The following is a 15,914-nucleotide window of genomic DNA, read 5'->3' as shown; positions in this document are numbered from 1 at the left end:
CCCAAGAATCCATGGATAGCGAGCCCGGCTCCAGGCCGAACACGACAGAGCCGCGCAGGCAGCAGGGGTATTGGAGCGACGGCCTTGGCCACGCTGCCCTGCGCTCGGCGCAGGTCCTCCTGGTCCTCCTCCTGATCGCGGTAGCCGTCTTCGCCCTGAGGCAGGTGACCCTGGTGGTCATCCCCGTGCTGCTGGCACTGATCCTGGCAGCCGCGATCGCGCCCTTCGTGAACTGGCTGCGCCGCAAGGGCTGGCCGGGTGCGCTGGCGACGGGGACTTCTTTCCTGCTCCTGCTGGTTGTCTTCGGCGGACTCGTCACCGGGATCGTCTTCGCGGTCCGCAGCGAATGGCGCACCCTGGTGGACCAGGCAGTGGCAGGCTTCGACGAGCTCTACGCGCTCATCCAGAGCGGCCCCCTGGCCATTGATTCGGCCGTCATCGAGGACTCCCGGGACGCGGTACTCGACTTCGCGACGTCGTCCACGGTGGGCAACGGCGCCCTGGCCGGGCTTTCGGCGGCAGGCTCCTTCGCCACCGGTTTTGTACTCATGGCTGTCGTGCTGTTCTTCTTCCTCAAGGACGGCGACAAGATCTGGACCTTCATCCTGCGCTGGTTCAGCGCAGAGAGCCGGCAGAAGGCTGACCTCTCCGGAGCCCGCACCTTGGAGGTCCTTGGCAATTACGTGCGGGGGACCGCCATCGTGGCGGCAGTCGACGCTGTCTGCATCGGCGCGGCCCTGTTCTTCCTTGGCGTGCCGCTGGCACTGCCGCTTGCCGTGATCGTCTTCGTCGGCGCCTTCATCCCGCTGGTGGGTGCGACGGCTGCAGGTGTCCTGGCAGCGCTGATCGCCCTGGTGGCGAACGGGCCGTTCGTGGCACTGATCGTCATCATCGTGATCATTGCGGTGAACCAGCTCGAGGGGAACTTCCTCCAGCCGGTGGTGATGGGCAAGACCCTGAGCATCCATGCCCTGGTGATCCTGCTGGCGCTGACCGCCGGAACCATCCTGGCCGGCATCATCGGAGCCATCCTGTCGGTGCCGATCGCGGCTGTCGGATGGGCAGTCATCAAGGTCTGGATCGGCGAGGATACCGGCGACCCGGCCGAGGTGCCCGAAGCGGCGGCCACCCGCGAAGACGAGCTGCAGCAGGGGACCGAACCCTAAAAAGAGCACCGGGGCCGGACGGGCAGGGGATGAACCGTCCGGACCCGGTGCAGCACTGGGGCCGGGGTAAACCGGCGGGGGATAAGGGAAACTTATGTTTACCTGTACGCTAGTGTGCAGCCCAGCAACCGTCAATTAGGCCGAAACGCAAGGGTAAAGCACCGTCTTATCCGCAAAAAAAGGATCTCCCGTTCATGAAGGCTTTGTCGGTTGAACCCAGCAACGCACCGTTGGCTATTGGTTCGCGGATCAGGACTGCACGCCAGGCCAGGCACCTCACGATCGAACAGGTGGCGGATTCGACCGGCCTGACCAAGGGATTCCTCAGCCGGGTGGAAAGAGACCTGACGTCGCCCTCCGTGGCGTCCCTGGTGACGTTGTGCCAGGTGCTGTCCATCTCCATCGGCGACCTTTTTATGCCACCCGAAACCACGCTGGTCCGCTGGCCGGAAGCTCCCGGCATCAACCTGGGCGGGGACGGCATCAACGAGCGGCTCGTAACGCCCCGCACCGAACGCCGGGTCCAGGTGATCCGGTCGGAAATCGTCCCCGGCGGCTCCGGGGAAGCGGAACTGTATTCCGTGGACTGTGACGTCGAGGTGCTGCACGTGGCCGCGGGACGGCTGGACCTGGTCTTCACGACCGAAACCATGTCCCTGACGGCCGGGGACACGGTGACCTTTCCGGGCAAGGAGCCGCACTCCTGGCGTAATCCCGATGACGCGGCTCCCGCCGTCGTGATCTGGACCCTGGTCAGTCCCGGCACGGCCTAGCCCCCTACCAATCCCCGGGGCCGGCGCGCACAGTGGGCGCATGCACCAGGACCGCGAACTCACCGAACGCCGCATCGCCCGTTTCCTGGCCCAGCGCCTGACCCCCTCGATCTGGACCGCGCCCGTCCCGCTCCATGCCCAGGCGTGGGACTGTCCCGGCGAGCCGGTTAGCTTTGCGGAGGCAGCCGCGCAGGACTATCGGCCGTTTCCACCCGGCAGCCCGTGGGGAAGGCCCTGGCAGACGACGTGGCTCAGGCTCACCGGGTCCGTCCCGGCCGCTCCGGACGGATTTACTGCAGAAGCCGTGATTGATCTGGGGTTCAGCACCGATATGCCCGGTTTCCAGGCGGAGGGCCTCGTCTACTCGGCGGACGGAACCGTCCTGAAGGCCCTGGAGTCCACCAACATGGCGGTACCGCTGACGGGCCCGGCCGGGTCAGACGTGACGCTTTTTGTCGAAGCTGCCGCCACCCCCAACGTGATCGGCAGCTTCAGTTTCCTGCCGACCCCGCTGGGAGACCGGGAAACCGCGGGGACGGAGCCGCTCTATCTCTTCCGCCGGGCGGACACAGCGCTGCTGGACCGCCAGGTCTGGAACCTTGCCCAGGACTTCGCCGTGCTCTGGGGCCTGATGCACGAGCTCCCCATGGACTCACCCCGCCGGCACAACCTGCTGCGCGCGCTGGCGGAAGCCGTCAATGCCGTGGTCCCGGACGACGTGCACAACAGTGCTGCAGCAGCCCGGCGCATCCTGGAACCGGCACTGTCCGCGCCGGCGGCGGCCAGCGCCCACCGCGTGCACGCCGTCGGGCACGCCCACATTGACAGCGCCTGGCTGTGGCCCGTGCGTGAAACCCGGCGCAAGGTCGCGAGGACCTTTGCCAATGTCCTCGCGCTGATGGAGACGGACCCGGACTTTGTGTTCACAGCGTCCTCGGCGCAGCAGTACGCCTGGCTGCTGGAGGACCACCCGCAGCTCTTTGCCCGGGTGGCAGAGCGCGTTGCAGAGGGACGGTTCGTGCCCGCCGGCGGTATGTGGGTGGAGGCGGACACCAACCTGCCCTCGGGGGAGTCACTGGTGCGGCAGTTCACCTTCGGGAAGCGTTTCTTCATGGAGAACTTCGGGGTTGAACCCCTGGACGTCTGGCTGCCGGATTCGTTCGGGTATTCGGGGGCCCTGCCGCAGATCGTCCGGTCCGCGGGATCCCGCTGGTTCCTCACCCAGAAACTGAGCTGGAACGAATCCGACGTGATGCCGCACCATACGTTCCTGTGGGAAGGCATCGACGGGACACGGGTGTTCACGCATTTCCCTCCGGTGGACACCTACAACTCCGCCCTGACCGGCCAGGAACTGGCCCGGGCCGAACGGCAGTTTCGGGAAAAAGGCGCAACGAACCTTTCCCTGGTGCCCTACGGCTGGGGCGACGGCGGCGGCGGTCCAACGCGCGAAATGCTGGCTGCCGCGCACCGCACGGCGTCGCTGGAAGGATCTCCCCGCGTTCAGCTGTCCAGTCCGCGCACGTTCTTTGAAGAAGCCGAGGCCGACTACGCAGACCCACCGGTCTGGTCCGGCGAAATGTACCTGCAGTTCCACCGCGGAACCTACACGTCCCAGGCCCGGACCAAGCGCGGAAACCGGCGCAGCGAGTCAGTGCTGCGCGAAGCCGAACTGTGGGCAGCGACCGCCGCCGTCCGCACTGCGGCGCCGTACCCCTACGAGGAACTGGAGGAGGCGTGGAAGACGGTGCTCCTGGGACAGTTCCACGACATCCTGCCGGGTTCCTCGATTGCCTGGGTGTATCAGGACATCGAACAGGCCTATGAACGCACCGCAGCGGCGCTGGAAACCATCATCGGCCAAGCCCAGCGGGAGCTGGCCGGCAGCGGCGGCAGCACGCTGGTCTTCAACGCCGCACCGATACCGCTCCAGGGTGTCGCACCGCTTGCGGCTGAATCCGCTGCGTTGCCGCCCGTGCCGGGCCGCTTGACAGAGCTAGACGGCGGCGGCTGGGAACTCTCCTCCGAGCACCTGAGCGTGCGCATCGACCCCTCAGGCGCAATGACGTCCCTTCGGGCTGCCCAGGGGCGGGAACTGCTGCTGCCGGGCCACCCGGGGAATGTGTTCCAGCTCTTCCGGGACACTCCCAACCAGTGGGACGCCTGGGACATCGACGCGGCAGATCGGAGAAGCGCCGCTGCCCTCCTGATGCCGGACTCGGTGGAAGCCGGGGATGGGAGTCTCACTGCCACGTACGTTTTCGGAGCATCACGGCTGCAGGAGCGGGTGTGCCTGAGTCCGGACGGCCGGTCGGTTGACCTGGTGGTAACCGTCGACTGGCACGAGCGGCAGAAACTGCTCAAGCTGGCGTTTCCGGTGGGGGTGCTGGCCGACCGGGCTGCCTCGGAGATCCAGTTTGGCCACATCCAGCGGCCCACCCACGCCAACACCTCCTGGGACCACGCACGTTTCGAAACACCGGCGCACCGCTGGGTGCACGTGGGGGAGGACGGGGAGGGGATCTCCCTGGCGAATGACTCAACCTACGGCTATGACATCACCCGCACCGGGAACCGCGACGCCGGCACCGGAACGCTGGTTCGCGCTTCGCTCCTGCGCGCTCCGCTCTTCCCCGACCCCGGTGCGGACCAGGGCGGGCACGTGTTCCGTTTCTCGCTGCGTCCGGAGGCCGCCGTGGCCGACGCCGTGGCCGAGGGGTACCGGCTGAACCTTCCGCCAAGGACCGTCTCCGGGTGCGCCTCCACTCAGGTGCCCCCGGTTGTGTCCCTGAGTCCCGCCGGCGTTCTGGCCGAAGCCGTGAAGCTGGCCGATGACCGCAGCGGCGACGTGGTGCTGCGGCTCTACGAATCACTCGGCAGGCACACCGCTGCGTTCCTGGAACCGGGGTTCGAGGTCCGGGACGCTGCCCTCACCGATCTGCTGGAACGCCCGGCGGGCGAGGCCCCGGCCCGGAACGGGCGCGGATACGTCCTGGACTTCAGGCCGTTCGAAGTGAAGACTCTTCGCTTGTCCCGGTGAGCCGCCCCAGATAGCCCAGTGCACCGTTGATGTCGGTTCCGGAGGAACGGAATCCGATGTAGCCGTCGGGGCGCACCACGATGATCTCGGGGCGGCGGGCGGAGAGTCCCAGCCGTTCAAACGCCAGCCCGCTGGTGTCCTGGATGATGCCCGGACCGCCGGGAGTCAGGCGGCTGCCAACCACCAGCCGGTGCACGCTGAGCAGGCCGTCAACGGCCGGGAGTGCGGCATGGAACTGCTGCGGGGTGTCCTCAGGCCATCCGGGGCCGGTGAGCAGGACGTGGAAACCGGGGGAAGACACCAGGTCCTGGAGCCTGCGCTCGTGCTCCTGGTAGGTCACGGCGGCGTCCGGCAGCCGGTCCCCGGGGCGCGGCCCTGACGCCAGGACGGCAGGCAGCCGGTTCCCTCCGGTCTCGGAGAGATCGCTGCCACGATAGTGGATGCCCAGCTGGGACATGGTGCGGAAAGCCCGGCTTCGCAGGCGCTCGCTTGCTGCGGCAACGGGAGCCAGAGCGGGAAGCAGTTTGGTGCGCGGGAGCTTCTTCACACCGTTGCGGGTAGTGGCGAGTTTGAAGAGCCGGTCGGTGAACCCGACAATCTCCCGCGCTACCGGACGCCGCTCGGCGTCGTAGCTGTCAATCAGCTCATCGCTGGCCAGGCCGCGTGCACCCAGGGCGAGCTTCCACCCGAGGTTCAGTGCGTCCTGGATCCCGGTGTTCATGCCCTGGCCGCCGATGGGGGAGTGCACGTGGGCCGCGTCTCCGGCCAGGAAGACCGATCCCCACTGGAAATACTCGGCCATCTGGTGGGAGAGCCTGAAGGTGCTCATCCAGTGCGGATCCCGCAGCTTCAGCGTTCCGCCGGAGAACTTGTCGGCGGTTTCCTGCAGGCTTGAGAGCGTGGTCTCGCTTGTGTCGCCCTTGTCCTTGAGGCTGATCATCCGCCAGGACGCGGGCGAACCAAGCGGGAAAAGCACCATAAAACCGTCGTCGGTGGGGTAGGCGTGTACGGCGGAGGGTTCCGCGCCGTCGATCTCCAGGTCCGCCAGGACAAAGGAATCTTCGTAGCCCGAACCGCGGAAATCCATTCCGGCGCGGCGGCGGACGGCGCTTCCCACGCCGTCGGCCCCGACAACGTAGCGGGCCCGGATACGGTCGATCCCGCGGTCCTGGCGCTGGACGCGTGCTTCCATGCCGGCAAAGGGATCCTGGGGGTCCAGACGGTCGAGCTCCAGCAGTTCGGCGCCGCGTTCCACGCGTACGCCGCGGCTGGCGAGGTAGGACGTGAGGATGTTTTCCGTGTCCGACTGGGGCAGGAAAAGCAGCTGCTGGTAGGCGGAGTCTTCAACGCCGGCGTCGAAGAGGCCGATGGACACAGTGTCTTCAGGAAGGTGCAGGTGGAGCTGCGTGGCCGCGTTGCCGCGGCGGACCATGGCATCGCTGACGCCGAAGGGCCGCAGCGCCTCCAGCGTGCGCGGCTGCACGGCAAGCGCCTTGGATTGGGTGGACGGGGCTTGCCTGCGGTCAATGATCCGGAAGCTCGTGCCGTAGGTGGCCAGCTGGGCCGCCAGCGCGAGTCCGGTTGGTCCGGCGCCCACGATCAGGACATCGACGTCGTAGTTCATTCCATTATTCTTCGCACTCGGTTCCGTGTCCGCCATAGTCACAGCCTAGTCTTGACGCCGAGAGCTGTTCCACTTTAGCGTGGCGATAAACATTTGATGCATATTGGATAACTTTTGCCGGTTCGGCCGATAGCATCAAGGTAAGCGCCGTTCCGGCACCGAAGCAGATGAACCGGGAGATATACCTAGTGGACAAGCCAAACACCCAGCCCCGCGTCAACGCCAACGGCAAGGTTGGACCGATTGATGCCGCGCAGGTGCCGCGTTATGCAGGTGCCGCGACGTACGCGCGCCTGCCCCGGCTGGACCAGGTGGACCACGCAGACGTCGCCGTCGTGGGCGTTCCGTTCGACACCGGCGTCTCCTACCGGCCCGGCGCCCGGTTCGGCGGAAACCATATTCGTGAAGCCTCCCGCCTGCTGCGCCCCTACAACCCGGCCCAGGACACCTCGCCGTTCGAAAACCTCCAGGTCGCAGACGCCGGTGACCTCGCCGTGAACCCGTTCAACATCAACGAGGCGATCGAGACCATCCAGGCCGGTGCCCTGGACCTGACCGAGGGCGGTACCAAGCTGCTGACCCTGGGCGGGGACCACACCATCGCCCTGCCGCTGCTGCGCGCCGCGGCCGAGCGGGCAGGGGAGCCGGTGGCCATGCTGCACTTCGATGCGCACCTGGACACCTGGGACACCTACTTTGGTGCCGAGTACACCCACGGCACCCCCTTCCGCCGTGCGGTGGAGGAAGGGATCCTGGATACCGAGGCGATCTCCCACGTCGGTACCCGCGGCCCGCTGTACGGCAAGAAGGACCTGGAGGATGACAAACGCTTCGGCTTTGGCATCGTCACCAGTTCCGACGTCTTCCGCCAGGGCGTGGATGAAGTCGTCGCCAAGCTCCGGGACCGGATCGGAAACCGCCCGCTGTACATCTCGGTGGACATCGACGTGCTTGACCCCGCCCATGCCCCGGGTACCGGAACACCGGAAGCCGGCGGCATGACCAGCCGCGAACTGCTGGAAATCCTGCGCGGCATGCGCGGTATGAACCTCATCGGAGCCGACGTGGTGGAAGTGGCTCCGGCCTACGACCACGCGGATATCACCGCCGTCGCCGCCTCGCACGTGGCCTATGACCTGATCACCCTGATGGGCCTCACCTCATGACCGGGGCAGCGGACGGCGCAGTACGCAACGGCGGGGACCTCGTCGTCGAGACCCTGGAAGCCCTGGGTGCCACCACGGTGTTCGGGATCCCCGGCCAGCACGCGCTGGGCCTGTTCGATGCCCTCTCCCGCTCCACGCTGGAGTTTGTCTCCTCCCGCGTGGAAAACAACGCAGCGTTCGCTGCCGACGGCTTTTCCCGCGCCACGGGCAAGGTGGGCGTACTGTTCCTGTCCACCGGCCCCGGAGCGCTCACCTCGCTGGCGGGCCTGCAGGAGGCCTATGCGACAGGCGTTCCCATGGTCGTCGTCGCCAGCCAGATCCCGATTGAAGGCCTGGGAGCGCGGCGGCGGGGCATGCTGCACCAGCTCGATGACCAGAAAGCCTCGGCAGCGAACGTCACCAAGAGCCAGCGCCTGATCCAGCACGCCTCGGGCATCCCGTCGGCCATCCAGGATGCCTGGACCGAAGCGATTTCCGCGCCCATGGGACCGGTCTGGATCGAGGTTCCGCAGAACGTCCTGCTCGGCCCGGTCATGGTGCCGGCTGTTGAAGACGCACTCGCGGAGCCGTTCGACAACCCGCCGCGCAGCGAGCTGGTCACCGAAGCGGTGAAGTGGCTCAGCACGGCCCGGCGTCCGGCCATCATTGCCGGCGGCGGCACACGCCGCGGCCACGGCGAAGAGCATCTGCTTTCGATTGCGGAGAAGCTGCGTGCCCCGGTCATTTGCACGCCCGGCGGCAAGGGCGCCTTCCCCTGGGCCCATCCGCTGTCCCTGCAGTCCTGGATCGAGGACCGCTGGGCCACGGACCTCCTCGAAGAGGCAGACGTCCTCGTTGTGATCGGATCCTCCCTGGGGGAAATCACCTCCAACTACTTCACGTTCGCGCCGCGCGGCCGGATCATCCAGATCGACGCCGAACCCCGGGTCCTGGAATCCAACGGTCCGGCGCTGGGTATCCGGGCGGATGCCGGACAGGCGCTGGCAGCGCTCGACGCCGCACTTCCGGTCCCGGAGCAGGCGCCGGAATGGCACGGCCAGTCCCCCGAAGAGCTGGTCGGGGACACCTTGAACCGGATTGCCGCCCGGCTGGACGCCCAGGACCTGGCTCCGGAACGCACGTTCATGGCAGATATCCGCGCTGCGGTCCCGGCTGGGATGCAGACGTTCTGGGATATGACCATTGCGGCGTACTGGGCCTGGAGTTGCTGGGATGCCAAATCCGGCCAGTTCCATTCGGCCCAGGGTGCCGGCGGCCTGGGCTTCGGCTACCCGGGAGCGCTCGGTGCGGCCGTCGGGACCCGGGACAGGGTGCTTGCCGTCTCCGGTGACGGCTCGGCCATGTACTCCATTGCCGAGCTGGCGACCGCCCGGCAGCATGACCTGCCGGTCACTTGGCTGATCGTGGACGACGGCGGCTATGGAGTGCTGCGCGAATACATGGTTGACGCGTTCGGCAAGGCTACGGCCACCGAGCTGGCCGGTCCCGACTTCGTCCGCCTGGCAGAGTCCTTTGGAATCCCGGCGAGGCGCGCCGCTCCGGGGAACGTAAGGCAGGCACTCGAAGAATCCTTCGCCGAAGAAGGGCCCAACGTGGTGGTGGTGGAAACCGTCCTGCGGCTCTTCGCCCCCACGCATCTGGTGCCCTAGTATCCAGCAGCCCTCCAGCTGCCTGCGATAAAGTTATCTCAGGCAACTAAGTGGAGGTTTCCGGTGAACATTGTTCCCAGGCGGCAGAACGCTGCCCTTGGAGGGCCCAGCGCATGGAATTCCTGATCCTGCTGATCGGACTGCTGTTCGGCACGGTGCTGGTGGTAGGCATCGGAGAGCGCATCCGGCTGCCGTACCCGGTGCTGATGCTGATCTTCTCCGCGCTCTTCGCGTTCCTGCCGATGATTCCGGAGATCCACATCGACCCGGAACTGATCCTGCCGCTGTTCCTGCCGCCATTGCTCTACGCGGCTGCCCAGCGGAGCTCGTGGTCTGTGTTCCGGCTGCGCTGGCGCTCGCTCATCCTGCTGGCAGTGGCCCTGGTTGCCGTAACTGTTGCCGTGGTGGCCGGGGTTTCCTGGGCGCTGGTTCCGGCCCTGGGCCTGCCGGCTGCCATTGCCCTGGGGGCGATTGCCGCCCCGCCGGATCCGGTGGCGGTGGAAGCCGTCGCCGGCAAGGTGAACATGCCCCGCCGGCTGATCACCGTGCTGCAGACCGAGGGACTGTTCAACGACGCGATCGCAATCGTCATTTTCCAGGCCGCCGTCGCCGCGGCAGTCAGCGGCGGCGAAGTTGGCTGGTCGATCATTCCCAAGTTCCTCATCGGTGCCGCCGGCGCCGTGGTCCTTGGCCTGGCCATGGGATGGCTGGTGGGCGCGCTCAACCGGTTTGTGCCGAACCTGGTGGCACGGTCCGCCGTGACGCTGGTGGCACCCTACGCGGTCTACATCCTGGCGGAGGAGATGCATTTCTCCGGTGTGGTCGCCGTGGTGGTGACCGCCCTGGAGCTCGGCCGCCGTGCCCGTCCCCAGGACTCGGAGGAACGGCTCACGCGCACAGCCTTCTGGGACGTCGTAGAGCTGCTCACCACCGGCGTGGCCTTTGGGCTGGTGGGCATCGAGATGCGGTACGTCATCGAGGACGAAGGCCGCGAAATCTTCAGCTTCATCCCGGGCGTCGCTGCCGTCTGCGCCGCGGTGATCCTGGTCCGCTTCCTCTGGATGTACGGGCTCTACCGGTTCGGCAGCACCGAACGGCTCCGCCGCGTACCCGGCTCCATGAAGGAAGTCCTGGTCCTCTCCTGGTGCGGCATGCGCGGTCTGGCAACGCTGGCGCTGGCGCTGGCGCTGCCTGCAACCACGCTGGCGGGTGAGGCCCTGCCCGGCCGGAACTTCATGATCGTCACAGCCGGAGCTGTCCTGCTGGTCACCCTGGTGCTGCCCGGTCTGACCCTGCCGTGGCTGATGCGCCGCCTGTTGCTGCCCAGCGACCACGGCGCGGTTGCCAAGCAGGAACGGGAACTGGCGCGGCGGGCCGAGCGGGTGGCCATGGAAACCATGAAACGCTCGACGGCGGCGGACAAGCTGCCGCCGGAGCGCCGCGCGGCACTGGCCCGCCGGATGTCCTCCCTGCACTCCATCCTTGAACGCGACTCGGAATCGGATCCGCAGAAGATGCTGCAGCTCAAAGCCACGCTGGAAGTCATGGACATGGTCCAGCGCGAGGCCCTGGCCGCGGCCCGGAAGGAAGTACTTGCTGCTCGCCGGCAGTCCGGCATGGACCCTGAGGCCGTGGACCGGGTGCTGCGGCGCCTGGACCTGCGGACCGTGACCCTGGACCGCGGAGGCCATTAGGTGTCCCGGTAGAACCAGGGACTACTGCATGGTGAACCTTCGGGCCACCGCATCGCCCAGCCGCCGTGACTGGAAGAACGATGCCAAGACCAGGTTGCGGGCTTGCATCACCCCGGCCGGCAGCGGGCGGCCAAGCGCCATGTTCAGCTGCGCCTGCGCGGAGGCGATCTGCGCTGCCCGGCGCCGGCGGCGGGTGAACTGCCCGAGTTCACTGCTGATGTCCTCTCCGCGCAGTCCGGCGGCGAGCAGCGGTGCCAGCTCCGCCGCGTCGAGCCAGCCCAAGGTCATGCCCTGCCCGCCGATCGGGCTGACTTCATGGGCTGCGTCACCGATCAGTACCGTACGGCCGTGCACCAGCTCCCGCACCAGCGTGGTGTTGACGGAAAACGCGCTCAGCATCGTATGCCCGGCGGCATCAATGTCACGGCCGGTGCGCTGCCGGACCAAGCGTGCCAGGTCCTTTGCATCGGCATCCGCGTGGAGCGTGCGCGTGTGCACAACCCAGCGCCGTTTGCCGCCCGGCAGCGGAAACGACTCCACGATGCCCGCAGGCTCCAGGTACAGCACACCGACGGGACCGTCGCCGGTCGTGTCCGGAAAATCTCCCATCAGGTAGGAATCCTTCAGCCGCCTGCCCCGGGCGCCGGCACCCAGCATGGTCCGCAGCGCCGACCGGGCGCCGTCGGCCGCCACCACCCAGGAGGCACGGAGACGGACCGGCTCGCCGCCGGACGTCCCCTCCAAGGTGACCCCGGCGCCGTCGTCCGCCAATGAGGAGACGGTCCAGCCGCGCCGCAGCGCCCGCGGGTCCAAGGCGCGAAGCCTGTCCTCGAGGACGTGTTCCGTACGTTCCTGCGGCAGCGCCAGGACGTACGGGTACCGGGTGGACGTCTTGCTGAAACGCAGGGAGACGAGGTCCCGCTCCCGGGACCGTGCCTCACCGTGCCGGATCTGGACGCCCTCCCGGGTCAGCTGCTCGGTGACGCCGGTGCCTTCGAGCGCCGCCAGCCCGGGAGGATGGATGCCGATCGCCCGGGAATGGCTGCTCCGCACGGTCCGGCGTTCCAGGACCCGGACGCTGGCACCTGATTGCAGCAGCAGGATGGCCAGGGCCAGGCCAACGGGACCGCCGCCAACAACGGCGACGTCGACGTCGGCCGCTGGCTTCCCGGTCACCGGCGGGCCCGGTAGAGGAGCAGGTTTTGCCAGGGATGCTGGCGGCGGGTTTCCCATCCGGCGGGAGCCGCGGCAGCCAGCTCCGCCGCGGTGTAGCTGCGGCGGATGGAGGTCAGGCCGTCGGCACGGATGAAGGATCCGTGGAAGAACGGCAGCGTGCCGGCTGAGAACAGTCCGTAGGCCCAGGGACTGCGCTCAATGTCACTGTGCAGGACAAGGCCGCGGGCCAGCTTCTCGGAATCCGCCAGCAGCCCCTGGAACGCTCCCGGGTCCAGATGATGCAGCACGTGGTTGGAGATCACGACATCGAAGACCTGCCCCTCGGCTACCAGATCAGAGCTGAACACGGGACGGAACACCAGGCCGGGAACAGGCCTGCGGGAGGCAGCGTAAGCGTGTGCCCTCGGATCCGGGTCGATGCCGGTGACCTGCACCTCAAGGCCGTCACGCCGGGACCAGCGGGCCAGCGACCGCGCCAGGTCCCCGCCCCCTGAACCGACGTCCAGGATGGTTCCGCCTCCCCGGGCAGCCAGCGCCGGGCGCACATAGCGGCGGTAGTTCCGGCGCCATCCGGAGACGACGGCGTTGATCAGCGGGAACTGCGCATAGGTGCGTTCCAGCCGCACCGGGTCACAGTTCGGACTGTCCATCTGCTCGGCCGCATCCAGCGCGCGGGTACTCAGATCCGGCGGAAGGAACGGAGGAGCGTCAGGGCTCACCACGCTCACCGGCGCTACCCGACGGCGGCAGGGACGTGCTCTGCCGATGCTGCCTGCGCCGCGGCTGCCTGGGCCGTCCCGGCAACGCGGGTGAACAGTCCGGTTTCGACGGTCAGACCTGGCCCGAAGGCCATGGAACAAATCCGCTCGTTACCCCCGTTGAAGGGCTGGTCCAGGATGTGCTTGAGCACGAACATCACGGTGGCCGAGCTCATGTTGCCGAAGTTCCGCAGTGTCTCGCGGGCGGGAACCAGCTGTTCCTCGGTGAGTTCCAGCTTTGCTTCCACCTTGTCCAGGATGCTGCGGCCGCCGGGATGGATGGCCCAGTGCTCAATCTCGTTGTAGGCCCGTCCCGCCAGCGACGGATCATGTCCCAGCAGCGGTTCCAGGGCGCCGACGATGTGGTCGTCAATGATGTGCGGGACATAGGTTCCCAGGACCATCTCAAAGCCGTGGTCACCGATGTTCCACGCCATGGACTCCTCACCCACGGGGGTCAGGGTGGTTTCGAAGTGGTCCAGCACGATCGCCGGGTTTTCGCCCGGGAGATCCCGTGCGGTGACAACTGCGGCAGCGGCACCGTCGGCGAACAGCGAAGATCCCATGATGATGTCCGGGTCGTTGGAGGAACGCACGTGCAGCGAGCAGAGCTCGGTGCTGACCACCAGCACAACGGCGTCGGGATCCGCGTCGCAGAAGGCCTTGGCTGCCCGCAGGGCAGGGAAGGCGGCATAACAGCCCATGAACCCCAGGTGATAACGCTGCACCGAAGGTTTCAGGCCCAGGGCGCGGACCAGTTTGTAGTCCGGACCCGGGTTGAAGAACCCGGTGCAGGAGACGGTGACCACGTGGGTGACGTCTTCGGGGGAGATGCCGGGGCAGTTCTCCACCGCCTTGCTGCCCGCCTCGATGAAAAGCTTGGTGGCTTCCGCGGCGAAGATGTCGTTGCGGGTCTTGGTGCTGGGCATCAGCAGGAGGCCGGTTTTCGGATCGAAGAACTGTGGATTTTCCGCCGTTGACGCAAGAGTCAGCTCCTCCAAAGCGGTCCGGCGGGTCTCAATCGCAGCCGAGTTGAAGCAGGTGTTCACTAATCGCGTGCCGAGCCTGGTCAGCCCCGGCTGGGCGGCGAAGACATCGCGGACCTGGTCCTGCACCAGGACCGTAGGCGGGACAGCAGTTTCTAGGGATCTGAGCGTAACTGGCATCCTCCATTGTTAGGGGAACTACCTTCAGTACACAATGGTCCGGCGTGGCCGGACCATTGTGGCCGCCCTGTTCCAGGCCCGGACGTTCCCGCCCGGAAAGCCACCGACCTGAGGGCACTGTGCATTTGTGCAGATACGCCATGCGGTATTGGCGATTGAGCGGTCCCGTGCAAGGCACCATACTCATCCTTACTCCGCCGGGACGGACCCGCGCCCGGCGGCGGCCTGCTGGCCGAGTGTCAACGAGGACACCAAAGGAGACGAGTGGATGAGCACTGATAATCGACCAAGGGGTGGCCGCACCAAGGCACCCGTCCCCGAAGGACTGCGTAAGGTCGTAGTCGCTTCCATGGCCGGCACGGTGGTGGAGTGGTACGAATTCTTCCTGTACGCGGCGGCGTCAACCCTGGTCTTCGCCCGGCTGTTCTTTCCGAATGCCGAGACGGAATTGGACGGCATCATTGCAGCCTTCGTGACCTACGCCGTCGGTTTCGTAGCCCGTCCGGTCGGCGGAATCGTGTTCGGCCACTTCGGCGACAAGTTCGGCCGCAAGAAGCTGCTGCAGCTCAGCATCATCCTGGTGGGTGTTTCCACTTTCCTCATGGGATGCCTGCCCGGCTTCGACTCCATCGGCTACTGGGCTCCGGCCATGCTGGTGGCCCTGCGGTTCATCCAGGGCTTCGCAGTCGGCGGCGAGTGGGGCGGAGCAGTGCTCCTGGTCGCAGAGCACAGCCCGAACAAGTCCCGGGGATTCTGGTCCAGCTGGCCGCAGTCCGCGGTTCCGATGGGCAACCTCCTCGCGACAGGTGTCCTGTTCCTGCTCTCGGCCACGCTGACGGATGAGGCATTCCTCGGCTGGGGCTGGCGGGTGGCTTTCTGGCTGTCGGCAGTGATCGTGCTGGTTGGCTACTACATCCGGACAAAGGTCTCCGATGCGCCGATCTTCCTGGAAGCGCAGAAAGAGGTGGAGCAGGAAGCCAAGGGCTACGGCGTCCTGGAAGTTTTCAAGCGCTACCCGCGCGGCGTCTTCACCGCCATGGGCCTGCGCTTTGCGGAGAACATTCTCTACTACCTGGTGGTCACGTTCTCCATCACCTACCTCCGGACCGTGGTGGAAACGGACACGTCCCGGATCCTGCTGCTCCTGCTGATCGCGCACTTCATCCATTTCTGTGCCGTGCCGGTGGCCGGCCGGATGTCAGATGCCCTGGGCAGGCGTCCGGTGTACCTGGCCGGCGCGATCCTCGGCGCAACCTGGGGCTTCTTTGCCTTCCCAATGATGGACACTGCGAACGATTTCATGATCCTCGCGGCAGTGACGATCGGCCTGCTCTTCCACGCCCTGATGTACGCCGGACAGCCCTCGATCATGGCGGAAATGTTCCCGACCCGGATGCGGTACTCCGGCGTCTCGCTGGGCTACCAGGTGACCTCCATTGTGGCCGGTTCCCTGGCACCGATCATCGCGACGTCGCTGCTGGCGAGCTATGGCTCGTCCACTCCCGTGGCGCTGTACCTGCTCGGGGCATGCATCGTCACGGCAATCTCCGTGCTGCTGCTGCGGGAGACCAACGGCATTTCCCTGCACGACGTCGATGCAGCGGATGCGCAGGGCACTGCCGACCTGCTCGCAGCGTCGAAGTCAAAAGAGGAGCGCGGCACACCCCAGGGCAGCTAGTCCCGCAGCCGGACGGAAGCCGCT

General features: G+C 66.8%; 11 protein-coding genes. 7 read left to right on the top strand and 4 right to left on the bottom strand.

Annotated features, from left to right (window positions below; all coding sequences use genetic code 11):
* The first annotated feature begins 11 nt into the window (after positions 1 to 11).
* The 3 genes from LOC59_RS12830 (at position 12) to LOC59_RS12820 (ending at position 4,979) form a co-directional block, all read left to right on the top strand.
* On the top strand, positions 12 to 1,166 hold the full coding sequence (locus LOC59_RS12830; protein ID WP_227917431.1) for an AI-2E family transporter: 1,155 nt from the start codon (positions 12 to 14) through the stop codon (positions 1,164 to 1,166).
* Positions 1,167 to 1,360: 194 nt separating this feature from the next.
* The gene (locus tag LOC59_RS12825; protein ID WP_227897587.1) at positions 1,361 to 1,939 is read left to right on the top strand and encodes a helix-turn-helix domain-containing protein; all 579 of its coding nucleotides are present in this window, start codon (positions 1,361 to 1,363) and stop codon (positions 1,937 to 1,939) included.
* Between the two features lie 40 nt (positions 1,940 to 1,979).
* Entirely contained in the window at positions 1,980 to 4,979 is a 3,000-nt protein-coding gene (locus LOC59_RS12820; protein ID WP_229972382.1) for an alpha-mannosidase, read from the top strand.
* Here LOC59_RS12820 and LOC59_RS12815 read toward each other — a convergent pair.
* Positions 4,939 to 6,603, bottom strand: coding sequence for an FAD-dependent monooxygenase (locus LOC59_RS12815; protein WP_227897589.1), 1,665 nt, complete (start codon positions 6,601 to 6,603; stop codon positions 4,939 to 4,941). The two genes, LOC59_RS12820 and LOC59_RS12815, sit on opposite strands and share 41 nt — an antisense overlap.
* Positions 6,604 to 6,791: 188 nt before the next feature.
* Between LOC59_RS12815 and speB the strand changes: the two genes are divergently transcribed.
* The 3 genes from speB to LOC59_RS12800 all read left to right on the top strand — a co-directional run bounded on the left by speB (position 6,792) and on the right by LOC59_RS12800 (position 11,112).
* Complete coding sequence (gene speB / locus LOC59_RS12810; RefSeq protein WP_423722570.1) at positions 6,792 to 7,769, top strand: agmatinase; 978 nt, start codon at positions 6,792 to 6,794, stop codon at positions 7,767 to 7,769.
* The gene (locus tag LOC59_RS12805) at positions 7,766 to 9,418 is read left to right on the top strand and encodes a thiamine pyrophosphate-binding protein (protein ID WP_229972380.1); all 1,653 of its coding nucleotides are present in this window, start codon (positions 7,766 to 7,768) and stop codon (positions 9,416 to 9,418) included. Before speB ends, LOC59_RS12805 begins: the two co-directional genes overlap by 4 nt.
* Positions 9,419 to 9,531: 113 nt before the next feature.
* On the top strand, positions 9,532 to 11,112 hold the full coding sequence (locus LOC59_RS12800) for a Na+/H+ antiporter (RefSeq protein WP_227897592.1): 1,581 nt from the start codon (positions 9,532 to 9,534) through the stop codon (positions 11,110 to 11,112).
* 21 nt (positions 11,113 to 11,133) lie between these two features.
* Here the strand turns inward: LOC59_RS12800 and LOC59_RS12795 are convergent, their stop codons facing one another.
* Genes LOC59_RS12795 through LOC59_RS12785 form a run of 3 tightly spaced genes read right to left on the bottom strand, consistent with a single transcriptional unit; the run spans position 11,134 to position 14,212 of the window.
* On the bottom strand, positions 11,134 to 12,288 hold the full coding sequence (locus tag LOC59_RS12795) for an FAD-dependent oxidoreductase (protein ID WP_229972378.1): 1,155 nt from the start codon (positions 12,286 to 12,288) through the stop codon (positions 11,134 to 11,136).
* The gene (locus LOC59_RS12790; protein ID WP_331460459.1) at positions 12,285 to 13,016 is read right to left on the bottom strand and encodes a class I SAM-dependent methyltransferase; all 732 of its coding nucleotides are present in this window, start codon (positions 13,014 to 13,016) and stop codon (positions 12,285 to 12,287) included. Before LOC59_RS12790 ends, LOC59_RS12795 begins: the two co-directional genes overlap by 4 nt.
* A 5-nt stretch (positions 13,017 to 13,021) precedes the next feature.
* A complete protein-coding gene (locus LOC59_RS12785) occupies positions 13,022 to 14,212 on the bottom strand; it encodes a type III polyketide synthase (protein WP_227917426.1) in 1,191 nt (396 codons plus the stop codon).
* A 268-nt stretch (positions 14,213 to 14,480) separates the two neighbouring features.
* Here LOC59_RS12785 and LOC59_RS12780 point away from each other — a divergent pair, with 268 nt between their 5' ends.
* Positions 14,481 to 15,890 carry an MFS transporter gene (locus LOC59_RS12780; RefSeq protein ID WP_227897596.1) on the top strand — a complete coding sequence of 470 codons (1,410 nt, stop codon included), beginning with the start codon at positions 14,481 to 14,483 and terminating at the stop codon, positions 15,888 to 15,890.
* Positions 15,891 to 15,914: the final 24 nt, after the last annotated feature.

Origin of the sequence: Arthrobacter sp. zg-Y916 (assembly GCF_020907385.1) — a bacterium.
Classification (GTDB): domain Bacteria; phylum Actinomycetota; class Actinomycetes; order Actinomycetales; family Micrococcaceae; genus Arthrobacter_B; species Arthrobacter_B caoxuetaonis.
This window is presented reverse-complemented; position numbering and strand designations above follow the sequence as displayed.